This window comes from uncultured Roseovarius sp. (assembly GCF_913054395.1).
Taxonomy (GTDB): domain Bacteria; phylum Pseudomonadota; class Alphaproteobacteria; order Rhodobacterales; family Rhodobacteraceae; genus Roseovarius.
This window is the reverse complement of sequence record NZ_CAJXIP010000010.1, coordinates 43,911-50,079: the sequence shown is the minus strand read 5'-3', so window position 1 is coordinate 50,079 and position 6,169 is coordinate 43,911. Positions and strand designations below refer to the sequence as shown.

At 56.4% G+C, this 6,169-nt stretch carries 7 protein-coding genes; 6 read left to right on the top strand and 1 reads right to left on the bottom strand.

Annotated features, from left to right (window positions below):
• From QZ522_RS02700 to QZ522_RS02680, 5 genes are all read left to right on the top strand, one after another.
• Positions 1–735, top strand: a 735-nt coding sequence (locus QZ522_RS02700; RefSeq protein WP_294607172.1) for a HAMP domain-containing sensor histidine kinase, incomplete at its 5' end; no start/stop codon positions are given.
• Positions 732–1,823, top strand: coding sequence for a response regulator (locus QZ522_RS02695; protein ID WP_294607170.1), 1,092 nt, complete (start codon positions 732–734; stop codon positions 1,821–1,823). The genes QZ522_RS02700 and QZ522_RS02695, both read left to right, overlap by 4 nt.
• A gap of 157 nt (positions 1,824–1,980) precedes the next feature.
• Positions 1,981–3,246, top strand: a complete 1,266-nt coding sequence (gene dcm / locus QZ522_RS02690) for a DNA (cytosine-5-)-methyltransferase (RefSeq protein ID WP_294607167.1) — start codon at positions 1,981–1,983, stop codon at positions 3,244–3,246.
• Positions 3,246–3,719 carry a very short patch repair endonuclease gene (locus tag QZ522_RS02685; protein WP_294607165.1) on the top strand — a complete coding sequence of 158 codons (474 nt, stop codon included), beginning with the start codon at positions 3,246–3,248 and terminating at the stop codon, positions 3,717–3,719. Before dcm ends, QZ522_RS02685 begins: the two co-directional genes overlap by 1 nt.
• Entirely contained in the window at positions 3,697–4,917 is a 1,221-nt protein-coding gene (locus QZ522_RS02680) for a type II restriction endonuclease (RefSeq protein ID WP_294607162.1), read from the top strand. Before QZ522_RS02685 ends, QZ522_RS02680 begins: the two co-directional genes overlap by 23 nt.
• Before the next feature lie 22 nt (positions 4,918–4,939).
• Here QZ522_RS02680 and QZ522_RS02675 read toward each other — a convergent pair whose 3' ends face one another.
• Complete coding sequence (locus tag QZ522_RS02675) at positions 4,940–5,206, bottom strand: hypothetical protein (RefSeq protein ID WP_294607160.1); 267 nt, start codon at positions 5,204–5,206, stop codon at positions 4,940–4,942.
• A gap of 529 nt (positions 5,207–5,735) precedes the next feature.
• Here QZ522_RS02675 and QZ522_RS02670 point away from each other — a divergent pair.
• Positions 5,736–6,038: a hypothetical protein gene (locus tag QZ522_RS02670; protein ID WP_294607158.1), complete on the top strand. Its 303-nt coding sequence runs from the start codon at positions 5,736–5,738 to the stop codon at positions 6,036–6,038.
• Positions 6,039–6,169 lie beyond the last annotated feature (131 nt).

The window sequence follows — 6,169 nt, the reverse complement described above, 5'->3', positions numbered from 1 at the left end:
ATTGACGCGATGCGCGAACGGCAAAGAGTGCTGGAAGCACAATCGTCACTAGGGGCAATCTTGGCAGAAGTACTTCATGAAGGTTCTCCGGAAGCGACGTTCGTCAAGAAGAGCGCTGATCGAATGAGTATCATGCTGAAGACTTTTCTGACTGGAGACGACAGCGGAAAGAGCAAAGCGAAAGAGTACTTTTCTGAACGAATACCACAGTTAAAAGCATCCGGAGACAAGCTTGCTGAGCTGTTTCGCATACTGCGTCCGTTGGCCGGGGGAAAACGAAAACAGCCGTCGCTGTTTTATCCCAAGACAACGATCACTGACGCATTGGCGTTATTTGAAGACCATAACGTCGTTTTCGACGTAAAGACCACCGCTCAGGGTATGGAGCTTCTTGGGCACTCAGAGGATCTCACAACTGCGATGGTCAACATTGTCGGAAATGCAACGCACTGGCTTGAGGCGACAGGCACCTCCGAGCCGCGTGTTCAAATCACGATCTCTCGCTCTGAGAATGGTGGTCACGTATTCATCGAAGATAATGGACCAGGTGTTCCCGAAGAATTCATGGAGCGCATCTTTGAAGTTGGGTTCACGCTGAAAGATGGCGGTACGGGGCTCGGTCTGAACATTGCGCGCGAGGCGTTGGCACGATCGGGCGGCAAGCTCAAGTTTCATCCAGAGCATGAGGACGGAGCAATGTTTGAAATAGAATTTCCAGCGGGGCCAGACCATTGAATACCAAAACTATTCTCGTCGTTGAAGACGAAGATCGCATGATCGCGCTCATGAAAGAGGCGCTGGAAGACTGGAACGACGCCAACATTGATAGCGGACGCTGTTTCAAGGCTGTTCCAGTCAATTCGATTGCAGGTGCGTCAGAGGTGATTTACGACTTAAAGGTCGATTGCGCGATGGTTGACTTGCGTCTCCCGACAGATCAAGTGGGCAAGCAGACTTCCCCTGAATCTGGAAATGCACTGGCTAACGACCTCATCCTAAAAAAAGGAATGCCCGTGGCGATTGTTTCGGGTTACCCGGCGGAGATGGAGGATCACCTCACTGGTCTGCCGGTAAACAGATTCGACAAAGCTGATGACGGTTACGAACAGGCACTCAACTGGCTAGGAGAGCAATGGACGCTGATGGAAGCGCTTAGAAGCGTGCGCAATGTTCTCGAACTGTCCACAGGTGAAGTCTTCGCTCGCAGAATTTGGCCAAATTGGTCGCAGATGGTAGGCGCAATAGGTATCGACGGCGAGAAGCTGGCCACGGCGATTGCTCGGCAATATGCCAGTCACACTGCTGAATTGCTCGGTCAAGAAGCAGCGGGCGACTGGCATCCATTTGAAAATTTTGTTCTACCGTCCTACATCGCAGACAGAGCCCATACGGGAGATATTTTCGTCCTTGATGATACTAAGTGGATCGTTCTGACACCGCAGTGTGATATGGCAACCGGCAAGGCGCCAAATGTGCTGCTCGCCGCATGTTCCGTAGGCGATGAAAACTGGAAGAGAAATATTGATGCGCTCAAAGCGGCAGAAAGCCAGTCGAAAATAGAAAAGGCTAATAAGTACTTTCGCAAGTTCGTGAACCAGAATCTGCCCGCATCCGATCATTTTTTACCCCCCATTCCGGGCACCGAAGATCCGATCCTTGTAAATTTTACGACGGTTAGAACTATCCCGCTGGAAGAGCTAAATCAACAACTTGCCAACAGAGTTGCGTCGGTCTCACCTCCGTTCCTGAGCAACCTTGTGCAGCGATTTGGTGCATTCATCAGCCGAACTGGCCAGCCAAACATCGACGTTGAACATTTTTGAACCGTCGACGGCTCAGGGAGGCTAGGGGAGGGGGCGCGATGAAGCGTTAACTCAACGTTAGAACAAAATGTGAACAGGTGTCGGAAATGGGGTTCCCAAACCATCTGGGACTCTTTATGACATGTTGTCAATAAATGACACATAAGAGGGCGGGCAGATGGACACACATCCAAGAACAGAATTCGCAGAGCTGATGAACCGAGCCGGTCTGGGCCTCAAGGAAGCAGCCGAAATGCTCAGCACCAACGAGCGAACCGTGCGGCGGCATATGAACGGCGAAGGCAAGCGCATCGACGCCCTCAAGATCGAAAAGCTGCGCGAGGTTGCGAACTCACGCTGCGCCCAGGGCAGGCCCGAAGGTTTTCGTTTCATAGACCTCTTCGCCGGTGTCGGCGGGATCAGGATTCCCTTCGAGGAAATCGGTGGCCGTTGCGTCTTCACCGCCGAGTGGGACCGATTCAGCCGGGAGACCTACAAGGCCAATTTCCCGGAACCGGCCGACAGTGAACACGTCTGCGCGGAAGACGTTCGGCCGTGGGCGGTTGAGCCAGAGAAAATCCCCGCCCACGACGTTCTACTTGCCGGATTTCCTTGCCAGCCCTTCTCCATTGCCGGGGTAAGCAAGAAAAATGCGCTTGGCCGCCCGCACGGATTCATGTGCGATACCCAAGGTACCCTCTTCTACGATCTGGCCAAAATTATCGACCATCACCGGCCCCCGGCATTCCTGCTGGAGAACGTGAAGAACCTTGAGCGCCATGACGGCGGCAAGACCTTTGCCACGATCATAAACGTTCTGGAAAACGAGCTGGGCTACCGTGTCTTCTACCGTGTCATCAGCTCAACGCCGTGGGTGCCGCAGAAGCGGGAACGCATCTTTATCGTCGGCTTCAAGGATCACAGCGTCGAGTTCGACTTCGACCAACTCGCGGTGCCCGAGGGCGATGGCCCGACACTCGGCTCGATTCTCGATAAGGAGGTCGATCCGAAATACACGCTGACCCAGCACATGTGGAACTATCTCCAGGGCTACAAGGAGAAGCACCGAAGCGCCGGGAACGGTTTCGGTTATTCACTCTTCGGGCCGAAGGACGTGGCCCGGACCCTCTCGGCCCGGTACTACAAGGACGGTTCCGAAATCCTGATCGAGCAGAAGGGTAACCGGCCGCGCCGTCTGACCCCGCGTGAGTGCGCCCGCCTTATGGGGTTCGAGAAGCCGGGAAAGACCGACTGGAAAATACCCGTCTCTGACACGCAGGCCTATCGCCAGTTCGGCAACGCCGTGGTCGTGCCTGTCGTACGGGCTGTCGCGCAGCTCATGCAACCTCGTATTTTTGAGGCCATGGAGCTGGACGGTCGCAAAGTCCCGGACACTGTGCAGGTGCAACTGCCGCTGCCAGAACCCGGCATAGCGGCAGAGTAGTGCCTGCCGATATCGTCTCGCCCGCTACGCGGAGACGGATGATGTCGAGCATCCGGGGCAAGAACACAAAGCCCGAGTTGGCAGTACGTTCGGCGCTCCATCGCGAAGGTTTCCGGTTCCGGTTGCATCGCAAGGAATTGCCCGGCTGCCCCGATCTGGTGTTCCCACGACATCATGCCGTCCTCTTCGTTCACGGTTGCTTCTGGCATGGGCACAACTGCCACCTGTTTAAGTGGCCTTCGACCCGGCAGATGTTCTGGCGGGACAAGATCGAGGGCAACATGGCGCGGGACGAGAAACAGCGCGCCGCTCTGCTTGATGCGGGCTGGCGAATTGCAACCCTTTGGGAATGCGCGATGAAGGGGCGGACCCGCCTGCCATTCCCTGAGGTTGTCGAATCCTGCGTCATGTGGCTGAATTCAGACAAAAGACTTTTGGAGATCAAAGGCGATGAGACGCGGGCAGCTCGCTGACTATTTCGAAGGTGTCGGGGTCAAGCGGCTTTCGGCCGTGGATGCCGAACTGAAGACATCAAACCAGCACGAGGTCGGAACGACCCGGAAAATGCGGGATGACTTCCTCGGCGAAGATCATCAGAAGAAGTTCGATGCGGTCTATGTCTGGCTGGGCGAAGACCAGGACGGTATCACTGCTGAGGGCTGGGCAACCCACTATGACGCGCGGCTAAACAAGCCCAGAGCGGCGGAATGGCGGCTCTACTACCCTTCCAATCCCGTTACCGAGGCCATGAAGGCCGGTGACACCCTCTTCCTTGCAAAGGACCGACACGGGCTTCTGTGGTTCATCGTGGCCCCCGAAGGATCGACCAGCGAGCAGCAGCTGTTCTGGCTGTTTGGCCTGCGCCCTGAAGGCCAGTCCTTCGTTTCCCGGGAGTTCACCGACGCGGAACCGGAGCTGGACTTCGCCGCCCGATACATCCTCGATGAGCTGGGGGTCGAATTCGAAGAACCCGAATCCGACAAGCTCGACAGCATCATTGAAAAGTTTGGCACCACCTTTCCAACAACGGCTGTGTTCTCGCAGCTTGCACGGCTGACCCTGCCCGAGGTCCGGGCCGAGGACGACCCTGATGCGGCACTGGTGGCATGGCTCGATCATGAAGAGGCCCTGTTTCGCCGCCTCGAACGCCGCGTTGTGGCCGAACGCCTTGAGCAGGGTTTTGTCACGGCTGAGGGAACAGACGTGGATGGGTTCATCAGTTTTTCTCTTGGTGTACAGAACCGGCGGAAGTCCCGCATGGGCCATTCACTGGAAAATCACATCGCGGCAACGCTCGATGCATTCGATATCGCCTATGTTCGGGGCGCGATTACGGAGCACAACCACAAGCCGGATTTTCTCTTCCCGAGTCTGGCGGTCTATCAGGCAGCTGCGGATGGCGATGCCGGTTTGACAATGCTGGGTGCGAAATCCACCTGCAAGGACCGATGGCGCCAAGTACTGGCTGAAGCCAGCAAGATTCCCCGAAAGCACCTCCTGACGCTGGAGCCTGGCATCACAGAGCCGCAGACGGCGCAAATGGAAGCTTCCAACCTTCAGCTCGTTGTACCGAATGCAATCCAGGCAACCTATACCACGATGCAGCAGGGTTGGCTCTGGTCAGTCTCGACGTTCATCACACATGTAAGACGAAACCAGCCGTCTTCTTAGGCAAAGTTCATTTGGGGCGAATTTACTCAACCCATTGATCGCCGTTTGCGAGTTCTGCCAAACGCCGTCCGAGCGCAGCAACGATCAAGTCCTCGATCTCAGCCACCCGCAGGCCGTGATCCAGCGCCAAACGGCTCACCAGTTGTTCGATCCGTGCGTCCCTGGGCCCATACAGAACCCAGTCATTCAGGAGGTGGCTGTCAGGATGCGTTCGGACAGGCAGTCCGTTTTCGGCTTGGGACCGAACAAATGCCTGCAAACGCTGGCGCCTCTCGGCATAGTCACACATTCTCAGACCAACCTTTCCTCGTACTCAGATGTCGACAATTCTCCTGCGACGACATTCCCGTGTTTATGCTGGCGATTTATAGGAAGAACGACAAGGCGAGCCACCCGACGACTTCGCGCGTCCTGGCATCGAGGATGCGTTTGATTGCCTTCGCTTCCAGTCTTTCTTGTCTCGACATGGTTTCCTCTCCGTTTTCATTGATCCACGGAGCGCCCCGTTCCCGCGCCTTCGTCATCATCGAAGGGAGGGTAAGCCCGCTTACCCCTGCCGAGCGGCGAGCGTGAGAGGATAGGGGTGAAGCGAAATCGACAGGGGTGGTGCGGCCCGCAGGCGAAGCCGAGGACACGGCCCTGTCTATTTCGCTTCAGGGGGAAGGAAGCCGAAACTCCTTCCCCCTTCCAAGGACGGGTGTGGCGCGGCTGGCCGCGCCCCTTCTGTCTTTCAGTGCGGATGCACGGGGTTGCTGCTTGCACGAGCGGTATCTGCTGGCCACAATGAAATAGCCCATTGAAACCATACGGACGGCAAGATGCCCGATTTGATCCTTAACCTGTCATACGACCTCTATGGGCGGCTTTGTGAACTGGCCCGGGACGATGGGGTTTCCGCTGAAACGCTGGCCCGCCAGACCATCACCTTGAAGGTCGGCTGCAACCCGTCTTCGGAGGAAAAACCGATCTCGACCGGCTTTCTTAGGCGGCATACCGATGATGTTCTGGCGATTGCAGATAGAGAGGCCGTTTATCTCAAGGATTCGGAAGAGCGGAAGTTCGTTTTGGTTTCAGCGGATTACGACCCGCGACTTCTGACGCCCGGCACATCCGGAGGTTGACGCCTATCTTGGGGGCTGTCTGCCCCCGTGCCTGGCGGCACTCCCCCGAGGATACTTGGAGGAAGATGAAATCATGACCCCGGCTGAAGCGCGTCGAGAGCACATGACGCGCCGCACCCATTCGCTGCGAT